The 18,249-nt window shown below is 57.0% G+C and carries 14 protein-coding genes; 11 read left to right on the top strand and 3 right to left on the bottom strand.

Annotated features, from left to right (window positions below; genetic code table 11):
* The first annotated feature begins 100 nt into the window (after positions 1–100).
* The 4 genes from fadI to EM595_RS12550 all read left to right on the top strand — a co-directional run bounded on the left by fadI (position 101) and on the right by EM595_RS12550 (position 7,563).
* Positions 101–1,405, top strand: a complete 1,305-nt coding sequence (gene fadI, locus EM595_RS12565) for an acetyl-CoA C-acyltransferase FadI (RefSeq protein WP_067432573.1) — start codon at positions 101–103, stop codon at positions 1,403–1,405.
* A complete protein-coding gene (fadJ, locus tag EM595_RS12560; RefSeq protein ID WP_067432570.1) occupies positions 1,402–3,543 on the top strand; it encodes a fatty acid oxidation complex subunit alpha FadJ in 2,142 nt (713 codons plus the stop codon). The genes fadI and fadJ overlap by 4 nt, the downstream gene beginning before the upstream one ends.
* Positions 3,544–3,714: 171 nt before the next feature.
* A complete protein-coding gene (sixA, locus tag EM595_RS12555) occupies positions 3,715–4,197 on the top strand; it encodes a phosphohistidine phosphatase SixA (RefSeq protein WP_067432567.1) in 483 nt (160 codons plus the stop codon).
* A 357-nt stretch (positions 4,198–4,554) separates the two neighbouring features.
* The gene (locus tag EM595_RS12550; RefSeq protein WP_067432564.1) at positions 4,555–7,563 is read left to right on the top strand and encodes an Ig-like domain-containing protein; all 3,009 of its coding nucleotides are present in this window, start codon (positions 4,555–4,557) and stop codon (positions 7,561–7,563) included.
* A 418-nt stretch (positions 7,564–7,981) separates the two neighbouring features.
* Here EM595_RS12550 and smrB read toward each other — a convergent pair whose 3' ends face one another.
* Entirely contained in the window at positions 7,982–8,533 is a 552-nt protein-coding gene (smrB, locus tag EM595_RS12545) for an endonuclease SmrB (RefSeq protein ID WP_067432561.1), read from the bottom strand.
* A 154-nt stretch (positions 8,534–8,687) separates the two neighbouring features.
* Here smrB and prmB point away from each other — a divergent pair, with 154 nt between their 5' ends.
* The 6 genes from prmB to EM595_RS12515 all read left to right on the top strand — a co-directional run bounded on the left by prmB (position 8,688) and on the right by EM595_RS12515 (position 13,322).
* The gene (gene prmB / locus EM595_RS12540; RefSeq protein WP_067432558.1) at positions 8,688–9,620 is read left to right on the top strand and encodes a 50S ribosomal protein L3 N(5)-glutamine methyltransferase; all 933 of its coding nucleotides are present in this window, start codon (positions 8,688–8,690) and stop codon (positions 9,618–9,620) included.
* Positions 9,621–9,673: 53 nt separating this feature from the next.
* Positions 9,674–10,759, top strand: coding sequence for a chorismate synthase (gene aroC, locus EM595_RS12535; RefSeq protein ID WP_067432556.1), 1,086 nt, complete (start codon positions 9,674–9,676; stop codon positions 10,757–10,759).
* A gap of 4 nt (positions 10,760–10,763) precedes the next feature.
* Positions 10,764–11,585, top strand: a complete 822-nt coding sequence (mepA, locus tag EM595_RS12530) for a penicillin-insensitive murein endopeptidase (RefSeq protein ID WP_067432553.1) — start codon at positions 10,764–10,766, stop codon at positions 11,583–11,585.
* An 8-nt stretch (positions 11,586–11,593) separates the two neighbouring features.
* Positions 11,594–12,391 (top strand): sulfite exporter TauE/SafE family protein, encoded by a 798-nt coding sequence (locus EM595_RS12525; protein WP_067432550.1) that lies wholly within the window; start codon positions 11,594–11,596, stop codon positions 12,389–12,391.
* A gap of 70 nt (positions 12,392–12,461) precedes the next feature.
* Complete coding sequence (locus tag EM595_RS12520; RefSeq protein ID WP_067432547.1) at positions 12,462–13,010, top strand: elongation factor P hydroxylase; 549 nt, start codon at positions 12,462–12,464, stop codon at positions 13,008–13,010.
* 30 nt (positions 13,011–13,040) lie between these two features.
* Positions 13,041–13,322 (top strand): YfcL family protein, encoded by a 282-nt coding sequence (locus tag EM595_RS12515; RefSeq protein WP_067432544.1) that lies wholly within the window; start codon positions 13,041–13,043, stop codon positions 13,320–13,322.
* A 21-nt stretch (positions 13,323–13,343) separates the two neighbouring features.
* On the opposite strand, the gene mnmC is transcribed toward EM595_RS12515, so the two are convergent.
* The gene (gene mnmC / locus EM595_RS12510) at positions 13,344–15,347 is read right to left on the bottom strand and encodes a bifunctional tRNA (5-methylaminomethyl-2-thiouridine)(34)-methyltransferase MnmC2/FAD-dependent 5-carboxymethylaminomethyl-2-thiouridine(34) oxidoreductase MnmC1 (protein ID WP_067432541.1); all 2,004 of its coding nucleotides are present in this window, start codon (positions 15,345–15,347) and stop codon (positions 13,344–13,346) included.
* A 155-nt stretch (positions 15,348–15,502) separates the two neighbouring features.
* On the opposite strand from mnmC, the gene fabB reads away from it, so the two are divergent.
* Positions 15,503–16,726 (top strand): beta-ketoacyl-ACP synthase I, encoded by a 1,224-nt coding sequence (gene fabB, locus EM595_RS12505; RefSeq protein ID WP_067432538.1) that lies wholly within the window; start codon positions 15,503–15,505, stop codon positions 16,724–16,726.
* 61 nt (positions 16,727–16,787) lie between these two features.
* Here fabB and pdxR read toward each other — a convergent pair whose 3' ends face one another.
* Positions 16,788–18,221, bottom strand: a complete 1,434-nt coding sequence (gene pdxR, locus EM595_RS12500; protein ID WP_067432535.1) for a MocR-like pyridoxine biosynthesis transcription factor PdxR — start codon at positions 18,219–18,221, stop codon at positions 16,788–16,790.
* Between the last annotated feature and the right edge of the window lie 28 nt (positions 18,222–18,249).

Here is an 18,249-nt window from a genome sequence, read left to right as displayed (position 1 = left end):
TTTCTTTTTCTCATTCTGGCGTCGCGCAACAATCCGGTTAACACTTGGGAGGTCAGACCTCTTTTGGCATGAAGCCAACATTTGATTACAGGTGGAAACAATGAGTCAGCCGCATTTGCGCCAGGGTGAACGCATCGCCATTACTCACGGGCTTCGCACGCCCTTTGCCCGCCAGTCAACCGCTTTGCAGGCGCTGCCCGCCGTGGAGCTGGGTCGGCTGCTGATTGCCGAAATGATGGCGCGCAGCGAACTGCCGCCGGAAATCATTGAGCAGCTGGTGTTCGGGCAGGTGGTGCAGATGCCGGAGGCGCCAAATATTGCGCGTGAGATCGTGCTCTCCAGCGGGCTTAGCGTGCACACCGATGCTTACAGCGTCAGCCGCGCCTGTGCCACCAGCTTTCAGGCGGTGGCCAACGTGGCGGAAAGCCTGCGTGCGGGCACTATTCGCGCCGGTATTGCTGGCGGTGCCGATTCCACCTCGGTGCTGCCGATTGGCGTCAGCAGAGCGCTGGCACGCGCGCTGCTCGATCTGAGCAAGGCGCGGCGGCTGGGGCAGAAGCTCGCGGTATTGAAACGGCTGCGGCCAAAAGATCTGTTACCGGTGCCGCCCGCGGTCGCGGAATATTCCACCGGTCTGCGCATGGGCGATACCGCCGAGCAGATGGCAAAAAGCCACGGCATTAGCCGCGAACAGCAGGATGCGCTGGCGCACCGATCTCACCAGCGGGCGGCGCTCGCCTGGCAGCAGGGCAAGCTGCAGCAGGAGGTGATGACCGCCTTTATCCCGCCGTGGCGCGCGCCGTTTGAGCAGGACAACAACGTGCGTCACGATTCGCAGCCGCAGGATTATGCGCGCCTGCGTCCCGCCTTTGATCGCCGGCACGGCACGGTGACCGCAGCGAACAGCACGCCGCTTACCGATGGAGCAGCGGCGGTGATCATGATGACCGAATCCCGTGCGCGCGAGCTGGGCATCACGCCGCTCGGCTGGCTGCGCAGCTACGCGTTTACCGCCATTGATGTGCATCAGGATATGCTGCTGGGCCCGGTTTACGCCTCGCCGCTGGCGCTGGATCGTGCTGGGATCACCCTCGATCAGCTCACCCTGATTGATATGCATGAAGCTTTCGCCGCGCAAACCCTGACCAATCTCAAGCTGTTTCACGATCATCGCTTCGCCCGCGAGGTGCTCAACCGCCCGCAGGCGCTGGGTGAGATCGACGAAGAAAAATTCAACGTGCTCGGCGGCTCTATCGCCTACGGCCATCCGTTTGCCGCCACCGGGGCGCGCATGATTACCCAAACGCTGCATGAGCTACGACGACGCGGTGGCGGACTCGGGCTGGTCACCGCCTGCGCGGCGGGTGGGTTAGGCGCGGCGATGGTACTGGAGGTGGATGCATGAACCGTTCAGCGTTTCATCTCACTCTACGGTCGGATCATGTCGCGGTGATTACTATTGATGTACCTGATGAAAAGGTGAATACCCTGAAGGCGGAGTTTGCTGCGCAGCTGCGGCAGATCATCAGCGAGGCGCGGGCAAACCCGCGGCTGGCTGGTCTGGTGTTTATCTCGGGTAAAAAGGATTCATTTATTGCCGGTGCTGATATCAGCATGATCGATCGCTGCCAGAGCGCGCAACAGGCGCAGGCGCTGGCGGAGCAGGGACAGCAGGTGATGGCGGAGATTGCCCATCTGCCGTTTCCTACCGTGGCGGCGATTCACGGCGCCTGCCTCGGCGGCGGCCTGGAACTGGCGCTGGCCTGCGATCGCCGCATCTGCACGCTGGATGACAAAACCCGGCTCGGCCTGCCGGAAGTGCAGCTGGGTTTGCTGCCGGGCTCCGGCGGCACGCAGCGGCTTCCGGCGCTGATTGGGGTGACACAGGCGCTGCCCCTGATACTCACCGGTAAAACCCTGCGCGCCCGCCAGGCGTTGAAATGTGGGCTGGTGGATGATGCCGTTGCCGTCTCTATTTTGCTGGAGACCGCGGTGAAAAGCGCACTGCAGGGCAAGAAAAAGCGTCGGCCTCTGCCATGGCGCGAACGGCTGGCGCAGAGTGCGATCGCGCGTCCGCTGTTGTTCTCTGTGGTGCGCAAGCAGACCCAGCGAAAAACCCACGGCAACTATCCGGCGGCGGAACGGATTCTGGCGGTGGTTCGGCGCGGATTAGGCCAAAGCAATGGCTATGCTGCGGAAGCGCAGGCCTTTGGGGAACTGGCGATGACGCCGCAGTCTGTCGCACTGCGCAGCCTGTTTTTTGCTACCACCGAAATGAAAAAAGAGCAGGACGCGGAGCCGCGCACCATCGCGCGCGTCGGCGTACTGGGTGGCGGCCTGATGGGCGGCGGCATCGCCAGCGTGACCGCGATGCGCGCCGGGCTGCCGGTACGCATTAAAGATATCAACAATCAGGGCATCAACCATGCCATGCAGTACAGCTGGGATCTGCTGAGCAAGAAAGTGCAGCGTCGGCAGATGAAGCCAGCGGAACGCCAGCAGAAAATGTCGATGATCTCCGGCGGCACCGATTATCAAGGCTTTGCCCATCGCGATATTGTGCTGGAAGCGGTGTTTGAGGATCTGGCACTGAAGCAGCAGATGGTGGCGGAAGTAGAACAGCAGTGCGGCGAGATGACCATTTTTGCCTCTAATACCTCATCGCTGCCGATTGTGGATATCGCCGCTGGCGCGCAGCGGCCTGAGAACATCATCGGGCTGCACTATTTCAGTCCGGTGGACAAAATGCCGCTGGTGGAGGTCATTCCGCATGCGGCGACATCGCCTGAAACCGTCGCAACCACGGTGGCGCTTGCAAGAAAGCAGGGCAAAACGCCAATCGTCGTGGCGGATAAAGCCGGGTTTTACGTTAACCGCATTCTGGCACCCTACATTAATGAAGCGCTGCATTGCCTGCTGGCGGGCGAGCCGATTGAGCACATCGATAAATCGCTGGTGCAGTTCGGCTTTCCGGTGGGGCCATTGCAGCTGCTGGATGAGGTCGGCATTGATGTCGGCAGTAAAATTGTGCCGGTGTTAACCGAAGCGTTTGGTGAGCGTTTTGCCGCACCGCCAGCGTTTGCTGCGGTGCTCAACGATGGCCGCAAAGGTCGCAAGAATAGCCGCGGCTTTTATCGCTACGATGCGCCACGCTGGCGTGGGCGTCAGCCTGATACCAGCCTCTATTCTCTGCTTAAAGTGCAGCCGAAAACCCAGCTGGCCGACGGTGCGGTTGCCCAGCGCTGCGTGGCGATGATGCTGAATGAAGCGGTGCGCTGTCTGGATGAAGGGGTGATTCGTAGCGCACGCGACGGCGATATCGGCGCCATATTCGGCATCGGCTTTCCGCCGTTTACCGGTGGGCCATTCCGTTATATCGACAGTTTTGGCGCTGAAAACCTGCGGCAGCTGCTGCATAGCCTGATGCAGCTGCATGGCGATCGTTTCGCACCCTGTGCGGCGCTGAACCGATTGGCTGAGCAGGGTGAACGCTATTATCCGCTGCCGGATGTGGCGAATAAACAACCCAATTCAGCGGCTTAGTTGAGGCTGTAAAAAAGGGCCCGACTGGCACTGCTCTGAGAAGCGCTTATTTAATAAACAATCAGTTGACTATACTCAGAGCATTGCGGTAAAACACAGCGTTCATTCGCGTGAATGAAGAGTCGGTAGGCGCGGTTTACCGGCGATCATGTCAAACAACATCGGTGCTTTATGCAAGTTTTCATCATGCGTCACGGCGATGCCGCCCTTGAAGCAGCAAGTGATTCGGTAAGACCCCTCACACATTGCGGCTGTGACGAATCACGCCAAATGGCGACCTGGCTTAACGGCCAGAACCTGAATATTGAGCGTGTCCTGGTTAGTCCCTATCTGCGTGCAGAGCAGACGCTGGCAACGGTGCGCGAAGCGCTGAAGCTGCCGGTTTCGGCAGAAGTGCTGCCTGAACTGACGCCGGGCGGCGATCCCGCTCAGGTCGCTAGCTACCTGCATGCGCTGGAAAAAATGGGCGTAAAATCTGCGCTGGTGATTTCGCACTTGCCGCTGGTGGGCTATCTGGTCAGCGAGCTGTGCCCGGCGGAAGCGCCGCCGATGTTCGCTACCTCCGCTATCGCCTGCGTGACTTTTAGCGACGATGACACGGAAAGCAAACTGGAGTGGCAGGTCAGCCCATCTAAATTAGCCAAAGCGATCTAATCTACTCTGCCGGAGCGCGCTCCGGCATTCACCGTTAACCCTCTCATTTTCAATTCCCAATAACTATTCGCCTCTTTTATCCGTTTGCTTTGCGCGGAATAACACTTTCTTTCTTCTCCAAAGAATGACGTCAGCATTTTATCAAACATTTATATCGGTAAACCCGCCTTTTAATTAGCCAGGCGCGGCAGCAATAAACACTGCGTTTCTTCGTTTTTATTTCGCTGCAATTAATCTCAAGTTTATTAATTCTTTTTCATCTGCACATTCCCGTTTTTGAGACAAAGCCCGTACATGAGAAATCATCGAAGTGAGAGGTTACGCACGTTTATAACCTAAAAATACACAGGACAGACAATGTCAGATTTCCCATGGGATCCTACCAGCGGCAACGCAGACTACACCAGCTCTCCCTACCAGTACTGGGCCGGCTCCGAGCCTAAAGAGGCGGGCGGTAAAGTAGAGTTTGTGATTAATAATATGCTCTATACCACGAACATTGAGGCCGACGGCTCCTGGACATTCCAGTTGCCGGTAATGCTGATGGACGGCCAGCATAATCTGTCGGTACGCTACATCGATCGGGCGATGAATTACGGCCCGCCATACCTGTCAACAATTCATGTCGATACCACGCCGCCAGCGAAGCCGATAATTCAGACGGTGCAGGACGATGTGGGCGATTCCATGCCGTTGTTCAACGGTCAAATCACCGATGACACAAAACCACGATTCAGCGGTTCGGCGGAGCCGCAGAGCATTGTGCGCCTGTTTGACAAAGATACCGGCGCGCTGCTCGGATCAGCGGTAGCCAATTTTAATGGCTACTGGACGATTGAGGAAGAGTTGGGCTACGGCCAGCGAGAAGTTTTTGTCACCTCCAGCGATCGCCATGATCATGTCAGCGAACCTTCCGAAAGTTGGGTGGTAAATATCAAGGATCCCAATGCGCCGCCTGCATCTGATCCCTATATTACCGGCGGAGCAGACAACGTGGGCACAGCGCAGGGGGAACTGGCGTTTGGCGCGATGACCGACGATAACCGGCCTATGCTGAAGGGCATGGCCGAGCCGGGCAGCGTGGTGTACGTATTCGCCGCAAACGCCGCCGGGCAGTGGCTGATTGTGGCCAGCTCCCGGGCCGAGGCAGATGGCCGCTGGTCTGTAGAAACCGCACAGCTAAATGCGGGCACTTACGACTTTCAGGTCAGCAGCAGCGCGACGCGCAACCCGAACGCTGATATTTTCCGTCTGACCATTGCTGATGCGGGCAGCAACGCACTGAAGCCAGTGATTGTTGATGTGGTTGATGATGCAGGCCCCGCTACCGGTGAGCTGGCAAACGGCGCAGTGACCGATGACCGCACGCCGACGCTGCGCGGCACTGCGGAAGCAAACAGTATTGTTTACATTCATTATGGCCGCTCCGGCGTCTCATGGGAGCCTGTGGCCAGCGTCAAAGCTAACGCAAAAGGCGAATGGACGTTTACCCCCGAGTTGTATCAGGATCAAACGTGGGATTTTTACGCTTCACCGACGACCAACTGGCGCGATGGTACGCCGGTGTTCCAGCTTGATGTGAAAAGCGGCAATGCGCTGAAGCCAGTAATTATTGATGCATACGATGACTTCGGTATGCGCACCGGTGAGCTGGTAAACGGCGCCTCCACTGACGATCGCACGCCGACGCTGCGCGGCACTGCGGAAGCAAACAGCATCGTTTATATTCATTATGGCCGCTCGGGTGTGTCCTGGGAGCCTACTGCCAGCGTGCAGGCCAATGCGAAAGGCGAATGGTCGTTTACGCCGAATCTTTATCAGGATTATACGTGGGACTTTTATGCCAGCACTTCGTCTAATCGTGATGACGTTGAGACGGTTTTCCAGCTGGAGTTAAAAAGCGGCAATGCGCTGAAGCCAGTGATTATTGATGCATACGATGACTTCGGTATACGCACCGGTGAGCTGGTAAACGGCGCCTCCACTGACGATCGCACGCCAACGCTGCGCGGTCAAGCCGAAGCAAACAGCATTGTCTATATTCAATACGGCCGCTTATCCATCGCATTTGAACCGCTCGCCAGCGTCAAAGCCAACGCCAAAGGCGAGTGGTCATTCACACCGCAACTGAACCATGCTCATAAGTGGGATTTTTTTGTGAGTAATACCTCAGCCGGTTTCGATTATTCCACCAGTTTTCAGCTGGATATTAAAAGCGATAGTGCGGCAGAACCGGTTATTACCGCTATTTGGGATAACGAAGGATCTCTGCGCGAACTGGCAGATGGCGATTTTACCAACGATCGCACACCAGAAATCCGCGGCACGGGCGAGCCAAACAGCAAAATTATCGTCGTGCTGGCAAAAGGACAAGAAGGGTGGGAAAACAATAACCGTAGCGTTGAAACCTGGGCTGATGAAAACGGCAACTGGAAAGTAACGATTCCGGCTCCTGAGCTGACAGACGATCGCTGGCACTTCCGGGTTAAATCGGTCGATGCTGCGGGCAATGAAGGCGAACTTCGTTCACAAATGTATATAGAAGTGCGTGACAACCTGATTGAAAGCCGAACCGTGTGGGACTTTAACGACGGTACGCTACAGGGCTGGTCGGCAGCAGGAAAATATGCCAAAGAAAACGAAATGGCCGTTAAAAGTTATGGCTCAGGTATCGGCGTAAACAGCCACACTGACGATAAGACCGAAAGTGGATACGATGGCGACATTATTTATCGTGACATTACCGTAGTGGCGGGACAGGTATATCACTTTGAATTTGAAGCATTTAGGGCAAATGATAAGCATCAGGCGCCAAAGCTGGGCATGAAAGTTGATGGGCAAACTGTTATTCCTGAAACTCCAATAACCGAAAGTTGGATTCATCTCAGCGGTACCTACGTTGCGACGGAAAGCAAAACCGTACGTGTAGCGGTAACCAACGGAGAGAAGTCTGGCAATGGTAACGACTTCTGGTTTGATAACGTGGTTATCGAGCCGGAAATCAATCGTGTTGATAGTGAACAGCCGACATTGCTGATGGCAGATGCGCTGGCGGGCACCGTACAGAAAGGCGCTGATCTCACTGGCCACGGCAGCACTATGCTGACGGTCAAGGCAGGTGATGTACTGGCCTGGGGCGAAAAAGATCTGTTTATCGCCGACGGCAAAACCCAGCTGATGATCAATGGCGATGCCAGCGACGTGGTTAACCTTGACGACCTGCTGGGCGACGGGCGTGATAACGGCGATTGGTCGCAGCTCAGCGGCACCATAACGGTGGGCGGCTTGGAGTACAGCGTCTGGCAGCACAGCAGCGAGGATGCCGAGCTGCTGATTCAAAGCGGAGTGCAAACCCAGCTAATCTGATTTATTATTTGCTAATTCAGCCAGCCCTCGCGGCTGGCTTTTTTAATGGAAAAAAGAATTTTCCATAATTATTTATCGTTAATCGGGTTTTGTTGTTGCATTTTTAATTAAAAATACGCAGGGCTTTTTTAATTAATACCGAAGAAGTCAATTTAATATACTGATAATTAACTGAATTATTTTATCTCTGCGGTTTTATTTTATTTTATTTTATTCTCTTCTTTTTCTGCGTTCGGCCACCACAGAAACGCCAATCCAGTTTAATTTTCTGGCGACTTAACCGCTTATTTAACTCCACAAGTCTCTTGTGTTACATCGCCGGCCCGGGAACCGCCAGCAAAAGCCATTTTTAACTTCTGTGCCTGTTGCTCCCGGCGTTGCTAATAGGCTGGTTTTTACGCCGTCGCTGGAATAGCGATCATGGCAGTTCAGGCGGCTGCCACTCTTCCACTTCAATCAGCACCAGCAGCGCGGCGTCGCCGCCAAACATTTTCGGAGCCTGGTGAAACGCCATTACGTGCGGATGCTGTGCCAGCCAGAGCGGCGTTTGCTGCTTGAGCACGTGTTTGCCATAGCCGTGCATCACGCTGGCACAAAAAATGTGCTCGCGGCGGCAGGCGGCAATCAGCGCGCCAAGTTCCTGCTTCGCCTGATTCTGCGTCAGGCCGTGCAGATCGAGGAAAATCTCCGGCGTATAGTCGCCGCGCCGCAGCTTTTTCAGCTCGTAATGGCTGACGTCACTGCGCACGTAGCGCATCGGGCCTTCCGCGGAGAGCAGCGGCTGAAACTCATCGGAAAAGTAGTGGCTGTTGTCCATCTGCTCGGAAATCATCCGCTTCACCGGCAGCTCGCGGCCCGGCTTGCGTACCGGTTTATGCAGAATGGTATCCTGCGTCAGCTTTTTGGTTCCCGCCATTAGCTGCGAGAACAGGGCCTTATCGTCGGCGTTCAGCGTCTGTTTTTTGCTCATGGAATAGGTTCTGTCGGTAATCAGGGGCGTATTTGCCGTTACCTTAACCCGCAGCCGAAACAAAAGTCAGCTTTTTCACACTGCTGCGCTGAATTATCGCCCTCTTCATGGCAAACTAGCCGCCGTGTTTAGCCAACGGCCTGCGGAGGGCAACGTGGACAAAATTTTCGTCGAAGAGGCGGTCAATGAACTGCACACCATTCAGGATATGCTGCGCTGGTCGGTCAGTCGTTTCGCCGCCGCCAACATCTGGTATGGTCATGGCACCGATAATCCCTGGGACGAAGCTGTTCAGCTGGTGTTGCCAACGCTCTATCTGCCGCTCGATATTCCCGAAGAGATGCACAATGCGCGCCTGACCTCCAGCGAGCGTCATCGTATTGTTGAACGGGTGATTCGCCGGGTGAACGAGCGCGTGCCGGTGGCCTATCTGACCAATAAAGCCTGGTTTTGTGGTCATGAATTTTATGTCGATGAGCGTGTGCTGGTGCCGCGTTCGCCGATTGCCGAGCTGATCAACAACCGTTTCGCCGGATTGGTTCAGCAGCCGCCTGCCACGATTCTGGATATGTGTACCGGCAGCGGCTGTATCGCCATCGCCTGCGCTTACGCCTTCCCGGAAGCGGAAGTCGATGCGGCGGATATTTCAGTCGATGCGCTGGCGGTAGCCGAACAGAACATTGAAGAGCACGGCCTGATTCACCAGGTGACGCCGCTGCGCTCCGATCTGTTCCGCAATATGCCACCGATGCGCTACGACCTGATCGTCAGCAATCCGCCTTACGTCGATGAAGATGACATGGGCGATCTGCCGAATGAGTACCGTCATGAGCCGGAGCTAGGCCTGGCGGCAGGCAGCGACGGCCTGAAGCTGGTGCGGCGGATTCTGGCCTGCGCGCCTGATTACCTCAGCGATAACGGCGTGCTGATCTGCGAAGTGGGCAACAGCATGGTGCACATGATGGAACAGTATCCTGATGTGCCTTTCACCTGGCTGGAGTTCGACAACGGCGGCGACGGTGTCTTTATGTTGACTAAACAGCAGATCATCGACGCGCAGCACCACTTTTCTCTCTATCGCGATTAATCGCTGGCGGGCGTGAACCCGCCGCTACTCAGCTTGTAAGCAAAGGAATCAGCATGGCCGGAAACAGCATCGGGCAACTTTTTCGAGTAACCACCTTTGGCGAATCCCACGGACTGGCACTGGGATGCATTGTTGACGGCGTGCCGCCCGGCATCCCGCTGACCGAAGCCGATCTGCAGCACGATCTCGATCGTCGTCGTCCAGGCACCTCGCGCTACACCACCCAGCGCCGCGAACCGGATCAGGTAAAAATTCTCTCCGGCGTGTTTGAGGGCGTGACCACCGGCACCAGCATCGGCCTGTTGATCGAGAACACCGATCAGCGCTCGCAGGATTACGGCACCATCAAAGATACCTTTCGTCCTGGCCACGCTGATTACACCTATGAGCAGAAATATGGCGTGCGCGACTACCGCGGCGGCGGCCGTTCATCGGCGCGCGAAACCGCGATGCGCGTGGCCGCGGGGGCGATCGCCAAGAAATATCTGGCGATGAAACACGGTATCCAGGTGCGCGGCTATCTGGCGCAGATTGGCGACGTTGCCTGCGAGCTGAAAGACTGGAGCATCGTAGAAGAGAACCCGTTTTTCTGCCCGGACGCTGACAAATTAGCGGCGCTGGACGAGCTGATGCGTGCGCTGAAAAAAGAGGGCGATTCCATTGGTGCTAAGGTCACCGTAATGGCAGAAAACGTGCCGGTTGGCTTGGGTGAACCGGTGTTTGACCGTCTTGACGCTGATTTAGCCCACGCCTTGATGAGCATCAACGCGGTAAAAGGCGTGGAGATCGGCGACGGTTTTGCCGTGGTGAATCAGCGCGGCAGCGAACATCGCGATGAAATTCGCGCCAACGGGTTTCAGAGCAATCACGCCGGCGGCATTCTGGGCGGCATCAGCAGCGGCCAGACCATCAGCGCCAATATCGCGATGAAACCGACATCAAGCATTACCGTGCCGGGCAAAACCATCGACCGTCACGGCGCTGAGATCGATATGATCACCAAAGGTCGCCACGATCCCTGCGTGGGCATTCGTGCGGTGCCGATCGCGGAAGCAATGATGGCGATCGTGCTGATGGATCATCTGCTGCGTCATCGTGCGCAGAATGCCGATGTTGCCTCTACCGTACCGCGCTGGTAAGCCGATGAAAAAGAGCTTGGTCTTTCTGTCGGCGCTGCTGTTCAGCGCCGTGTCGCTGGCGGCAACGCCGTGGCAAAATATCCGTCAGCCCATTGCCGGTTCATCGCAGGCGATCGGCGGTTTTGCCAACGGCTGTATCGTTGGCGCACAGTCGCTGCCACTGAACTCGCCGCATTATCAGGTGATGCGTCAGGATCAGCGCCGCTATTTTGGCCACCCCGATCTGATTCTGTTCATTCAGCGGCTGGGCATGCAGGTGCATAACCTTGGCCTTGGGGAAGTGCTGATTGGCGACATGGGCATGGCGGCAGGTGGACGATTCAGCAGCGGTCACGCCAGCCATCAGTCCGGGCTGGATGTCGATATCTGGCTACAGCTGCCGAAGCAGCGCTGGAGCGAGCAGATGTTACTGAAGCCGCAGCCGCTGGATTTAGTGGCCGCCGATGGCAAAAACGTGGTGGCGCGTCACTGGCAGCCGCAGATTGCCAGTTTGATCAAATTGGCGGCGAAAGATGAAGAAGTTACGCGCATTTTCGTCAATCCAGCGATTAAAAAGCAGCTTTGTGCTGATGCCGGTAGCGATCGTGACTGGCTGCATAAAGTGCGCCCCTGGTTCCAGCACCGTGCACATATGCATGTGCGGCTGCGCTGCCCGGCTGGTAGCCTAGAATGCGAAGATCAATCTCCGCCGCCGCCGGGCGATGGCTGTGGCGCCGAGCTGAACAGCTGGTTCCTGCCGAAAAAACCAGGCGCGGCGCCGGTAAAACGTGAGCCACCGCCGCTGCCACCTTCCTGTCAGGCATTGCTGGATAAACATCTGCTTTAGGAAACGTCATGGAATGGTTTGTGGTCAGTCCGTCAATTGTGGCGCTGCTGTTTTTCGTGGCGATGCTGGCGGCCTTTATCGACTCGATTGCTGGCGGCGGCGGATTGCTGACCGTACCGGCGCTGTTGGCTGCGGGATTAACTCCGGCACAGGCGCTGGCAACCAATAAGCTGCAGGCGGTAGGGGCCTCTTTTTCAGCCAGCCTCTATTTCCTGCGGCGCGGCGCGGTCAACCTGCGCGAACAGCGGCTCAACATCGCCATGACCTTTATCGGCGCGGTGATTGGCACGCTGCTGATTCAGCATTTGCACACCGAACTCCTGCGTCGAATTTTACCGCTGTTGATTCTGGCCATCGGTCTCTATTTCCTGCTGGTGCCGCGGTTGGGCGAGGAAGATCGTGCGCGCAGGCTGCACGGCCTGCCGTTTGCCCTGATTGCTGGCAGCTGCGTCGGCTTTTATGACGGCTTTTTTGGCCCCGGCGCCGGTTCGTTTTATGCGCTGGCGTTTGTCACGCTGGCCGGTTTCAACATGGCGAAAGCCACCGCGCATGCCAAGGTGCTTAACTTTACCTCCAACCTCAGCAGCCTGCTGTTTTTCATGTTTGGCGGGCAGGTGATGTGGGGATTGGGCGTGGTGATGCTGCTGGGGGCGATTTGCGGCGCGCGTATGGGCGCACATATGGTGCTCAGCCGCGGCCAGAAGCTTATCCGGCCGATGGTGGTGATTGTCTCTGCGGTGATGAGCAGCAAGCTGCTCTATGACAGCCACGGCATGGAAATTCTTGCCTGGTTTCAGCAGCTTTAAGCCACTTTTTTACTCGTCAGTGTTGCCGCCAGATGCGACAATCGCGCGCTGACTTTTTTGAAGAATGTTTATGACCACCACACACCATTATCAGCAGCTTATCGACCTGTTCGACGGCTGTTTTGTTGACGACTTTCAGACCCGTCTAATTAAAGGCGATGATGAACCGATCTATCTTCCTGCGGATGAGACATCACCCTGGCATCGGGTGGTGTTTGCCCATGGCTTTTACGCCAGCGCGCTGCATGAGATTTCGCACTGGTGCATTGCGGGCGCAGAGCGCCGCAAGCAGGTCGATTTCGGCTACTGGTATTGTCCTGATGGCCGCGATGCCGCTACGCAAAGCCAGTTTGAATCGGTTGAGGTAAAACCGCAGGCGCTGGAGTGGATGTTTTGTGTCGCAGCAGGCTTTCCCTTCAATGTAAGTTGTGACAATCTCGAAGGCGATTGTGAGCCCGATCGCATCGCTTTTCAGCATAAGGTGCATGAGCAGGTTATGCACTATCTTGCTAAAGGGATCCCGACGCGGCCCGCGCGCTTTATTGAACGACTTCGCACCTTTTATGGCACCCCTCCGCTTATGGCGGAACAGTTTTCCTGGTCGGACGATCTGAGCTGAGCGGGAGCGATTTTCTAACGAGGAAATGACATGATCGCAGAGTTTGAAACACGTATTCTGGCGCTGATTGACGATATGGTTGACCACGCCAGTGACGATGAGCTGTTTGCCAGCGGGTATCTGCGCGGTCATCTTACGCTGGCGGTGGCGGAAGTAGAGCAGCTTAATGAGCACACGCCTGAAGCGTTGCAGGTGCATGTGCAAAACAGCCTGCAAAACGCCATTGCCGCCGGTGAGCTTTCACCGCGCGATCAGGCGCTGGTGATCGGCATGTGGGACAATCTGTTTCTGCAGGCTCGCCGCCAGGCGTAATAACAGGGCGGTCTGCCGCCCTTACTTCTCTACCGCTTTTCCCTTCAGTAACTTCCTGATCCAGTAACGGTTTGGATTCAATCCCGCCAGCGTAATGCGATCGGCCGGCAGCGGCTCGCCGCTGATCTGCGCCGCCAAAATCTCTGCCGCCAGTGGCGCGCTGCATAAGCCGCGCGAACCCAGCGCCCCGAGCACAAATAATCCCGGCCAGACGGGTGCGCTGTCGGCATCCTGCTGCTGCGTCATGAGATCGGCATAGTTGGCCAGTGTGCGATCGTAATCGGGCAGGCTGCCCACCATCGGCAGATGATCGCGGGTGGCGCAGCGCACGCCGTTACGCGCATCGTTATCGCTGACGTCGACCGCATCGGTCCATTTATTGTCGGGCAGACAGGCGCGCAGGCGCGCGGCATTCTCTTGCTGATCGCTGTCGCGAAAGTGCGTTTCACGTTCGCCACGATGATAGCTGGCGCCGATGGAATGACTGGCAAACTGCGGGCTGGCTGGCGTTAAATAACCGTCATAGCAGAGGACCTGCCGCAGTTCGGCGAGGCCATCGCGCGAGGGCACATGGCTGACCTGGCCGGCGACAGCGTAGAGCGGCAGCTTTTGACTCTGCGTCAGATCGGCCATTGCATGGCCGTTAGCCAGCACCACATTATCGTGCCGCGTTGATGGCTGGCTGGCAAAGTGCAGCCGCCAGCCGCTGTTCTCGCGCTCCACCGCATCAAGTTTATGCAGCCAGTGCACGCGTAGTCCCTGCGTTTCTGCCCGTTGCAGCAGGGCACTGGTCAGCTCCGCCGGTGAAAGCCAGCCGCCCGCCGGGTAATGAATGCCGCCGCAGCCAAGGCTCACGCCCGCCAGCGCTTCGGCCTGGCTTTGGCTGATCGCGGTGGCGATCTCTGATGGCAGAGCCATCTCCAGCATGCCGGCAATTTTTTTCGCGCTTTTCTCATCCCAGGCGAGCTGCGTCACGCCGCACCAGTCATGATCAAAACTCAGCGGTAGCGCGTCATACCAGCGACGGGCAAAGCTGAACGCTGCCGGAAAAAAGCGGCTGAGCGCCTCATCATGCGGCTGCAACAGCGGGTAGAGCGCGCCCTGGCGGTTGCCTGATGCGCCAAGCGCGGGGGCGTCGTCAGCACAGTAAAGCGTGACCCGCAGATTACGTCGCAGCAACGCCAGCGCCAGCGTGGCACTGGCCAGGCCGCCGCCGATAATTGCAATATCACCGGGCTGCGCGGCAGGGCGCGCATACCAGGGCTGCATCGCTGCGATCGGCGTGGCTGCCGTGAGCTGGCCGCACAGCATCTCCCGTTTCGGGCCAAAGCCTTTGCGCCGCTCAACGGTGAATCCCGCCTGTTGCAGCCCGCGACGCACAAATCCGGCGGCGGTAAAAGTGGCGAAGGTGCCATCGGCTCTTGCCAGTTTTGCCATGGTGGCAAACAGTTCCGGCGTCCACATATCCGGGTTTTTCGACGGCGCGAAGCCATCCAGCATCCACGCATCGATCTGACGCGTCAGGCTGTCATCAAAAATGTCGGGTAACTGATTAATATCACCAAACCAGAGATCCAGCGTGATGCGTCCGTCGGCAAACAGCAGGCGCTGACAGCCGGGCAGGGCAGCAGGCCATTGCGCGCACAGCTCGGCTGACCAGGGCGCCAGTTCCGGCCACTGTGCCAGCGCGGCGGTGAGATCGGCGCGTGTCAGCGGATATTTCTCGCAGCTGATAAAATGCAGACGTTGCAGGCTGGCCCCAGCGTGCGCGGCGTGAAAGCGATCAAAGGCCTGCCACAGCGTTAAAAAGTTGAGCCCGGTGCCAAATCCAGTTTCCGCCACGATGAAAAGCGGGCGCGGATGGGTGGCAAAACGCGCCGGTAAACCGTTGCCGCCCAGAAAAACATGACGTGTTTCTTCGAGGCCATCATCGTTGGAAAAGTAGATATCGCCGAATGCTCGGGATACAGGTGTACCCTGTTCATTCCAGCCAAGTTCAGCATGTTCTACCGGGGTCAATTTCATGGGTTATGGCTCATTAATCAGGCAGTGGCGCGATTCTAGCGACAGCGATCACATGACGCAAATTTACAAAAGTAAACTGCTGATCGGACTTGTTCGGCGTACAAGTGTACGCTAGAGTGCGTCTCGAATCTTAATTAAAGTGGCAGAGGTAATGAATGAAACGTGCGGTGATTACAGGCTTGGGAATCGTTTCGAGCATTGGTAACAACCAGCAAGAAGTTTTAGCTTCGCTGCGTGAAGGTCGCTCAGGCATCACTTTCTCACAGGAGCTGAAAGATTCCGGCATGCGTAGTCACGTCTGGGGCAACGTTAAACTCACTAAAGAAGAGATTTCCGCCCTTATCGACCGCAAAATGCTGCGCTTCATGAGTGACGCGTCAATTTATGCCTATATCTCTATGCTGGAAGCGGTGAAAGACTCCGGTCTGACCGTTGAGCAATATCAGAATAACCCGCGTGTCGGCCTGGTGGCCGGTTCAGGCGGCGGCTCGCCGGTCAATCAGGCAGCCAGCGTTGATGGCATGCGTGCAAAAGGCCTGCGCGGCGTCGGTCCTTATATGGTGACCAAAGCGATGGCATCCGGCGTCTCCGCCTGCCTCGCCACGCCGTTTAAAATCCATGGCGTAAACTACTCCATCAGCTCAGCCTGTGCGACTTCAGCACACTGTATCGGTAACGCGGTTGAGCAGATCCAGCTGGGCAAACAGGATATCGTTTTCGCTGGCGGCGGCGAAGAGCTGTGCTGGGAAATGTCCTGTGAATTTGACGCGATGGGCGCACTTTCCACCAAATACAATGAGTCGCCAGAAAAGGCGTCCCGCACCTATGACACCGAACGCGATGGCTTTGTGATCGCCGGCGGCGGCGGCATGGTAGTGGTGGAAGAGCTGGAGCACGCTCTGGCACGTGGCGCGCACATCTATGCTGAAATCGTCGGTTACGGTGCGACCTCTGACGGTGCGGACATGGTTGCTCCATCGGGTGAAGGCGCAATGCGCTGCATGCGTATGGCGATGGAAGGCGTGGATACGCCAATCGACTATCTGAACACGCACGGCACGTCAACGCCGGTGGGCGATGTGAAAGAGCTGGGTGCCATCCGCGCGGTGTTTGGTGATAACTCACCGGCGATGTCTGCGACCAAAGCGATGACCGGCCATTCACTGGGCGCCGCTGGCGTGCAGGAAGCGATTTACTCACTGCTGATGCTGGAGCACGGTTTTATCGCGCCAAGCATCAATATCGATGAGCTGGATCCGGCGGCCGAAGGCCTGAACATTGTGACCGAACCTACCCAGCGCAAGCTGACCACGGTGATGTCCAACAGCTTCGGTTTCGGCGGCACCAACGCCACGCTGACCATGCGCAAATATCAGTAAGCCTCTGCTTAGTGATCTGCTTAAGCCCGGGAAACCGGGCTTTGTTGTTTTTGTGCCGTGTTCAATGACTGCTTTCCATGATCCGGGCCAGCTTATCTACCGCCTGAATAATTTCCTGATTTTCCAGCGCACTGAAGCCGAGCAGCCAGCCCGGCACCGCATTCCCGTGGCGATAGAGGGAAGATAATTGCGGTAACAGCAGTCCCTGCTGACGGGCTGTTCGGGTAATGACTGCTTCATCACCATACAACAGCCTGACCTGCAATTGCATACCGCCCTGCGTGGGAAAACTCACCAGCGACTCCGCCAATTTCTGTTCCAGTTGCTGTCTCAGCAAATCACGACGGCTGTGATAGAGCTGGCGCATCAGCCGCAGGTGCGCGCCAAAATGCCCTGCAGAAATAAAGGCCGCGGTTACAGCCTGTGGCAACAGTGCGCTGTGCCCATCCATCAGGCTACGCGCGGCACACAGCGCATCCACCAGGCCATCGGGCACGACCATATAGGCCAGCCGCAACGAGGGAAAAAGTGATTTAGAAAAGGTGCCCAGATAAATCACCCGCCCGGTACGGTCGAGACCCTGCATGGCGGGCATCGGCTCGCCCTGATAGTGAAACTCGCTGTCGTAGTCATCTTCCACGATCCAGCTGCGCTGCTGACGAGCAAATGCCAGCCACGCGTGTCGTCGCTGCAGGCTTAACGTTACGCCGCCAGGATAATGGTGAGAAGGGGTTAAATAGATCAGTTTCGGCTGGCCCTCACGCAGCTGCGCACCTTCTCCATCCAGCATGACCGGATGCAGATTCGCACCTGCGCTCAATAACGCGTTGCGCGCGCCAGGATAACCGGGCTCCTCCAGCCATGCTTCATCATCTGGATCGATAAGCAGCCATGCCAGCAGTTGCAGTGCCTGCTGCGAGCTGGTTAACACCACTACCTGTTGCGCGCTGCAGCGAACACCGCGCGACTGCACCAGATAATCCGCTATTGCCTCGCGCAGCGGCAAATAGCCTTGCGGATCGCCATAGCGTTGTAGCGTCATACCTTGCTGGCGCTGCAGCGTCGAAGTAAGCCGCTGCCAGATGCGCTGAGGAAACGCTCGCAGCTCAGGTGAACCAGCGGCAAAAGCGTGGGGAAACAGCGGATCCTGACAGCCGCCAGTGGCGAGAATCTGGTTGCCGCGTCGTGAAAGCTTTACCGGCAGCGCCAGCTGTTGCCGTTGCGCTTTTTTGGTCACGCTGAATGCGACAAAGGTACCGCGGCCGGTTTGTCGCAACAGATAGCCTTCGCTTTCCAGCTGACCATAAGCGGCTTCCACCGTCACCCGCGACAGTGCCAGATCGGCCGCCATCAGGCGGGAGGAGGGGAGCCGATCGCCCTGCTGCAGGCGACCCTGATTGATTGCCTCTCGCAGCATAGCGCACAGGCGCTGGCGGCGATGCTCACCTGGCTGACGGGCAAAATGGTGATGCCACGAAAACGCAACGCTGGCCATAAATGGGTCTTATCCTGAGTAGAGAATT

The sequence above is a fragment of the Duffyella gerundensis genome, from assembly GCF_001517405.1.
In the GTDB taxonomy this organism is placed as follows: domain Bacteria; phylum Pseudomonadota; class Gammaproteobacteria; order Enterobacterales; family Enterobacteriaceae; genus Duffyella; species Duffyella gerundensis.
The sequence above is the reverse complement of the archived record's forward strand: the minus strand, read 5'-3'. Positions and strand labels throughout refer to the sequence as shown.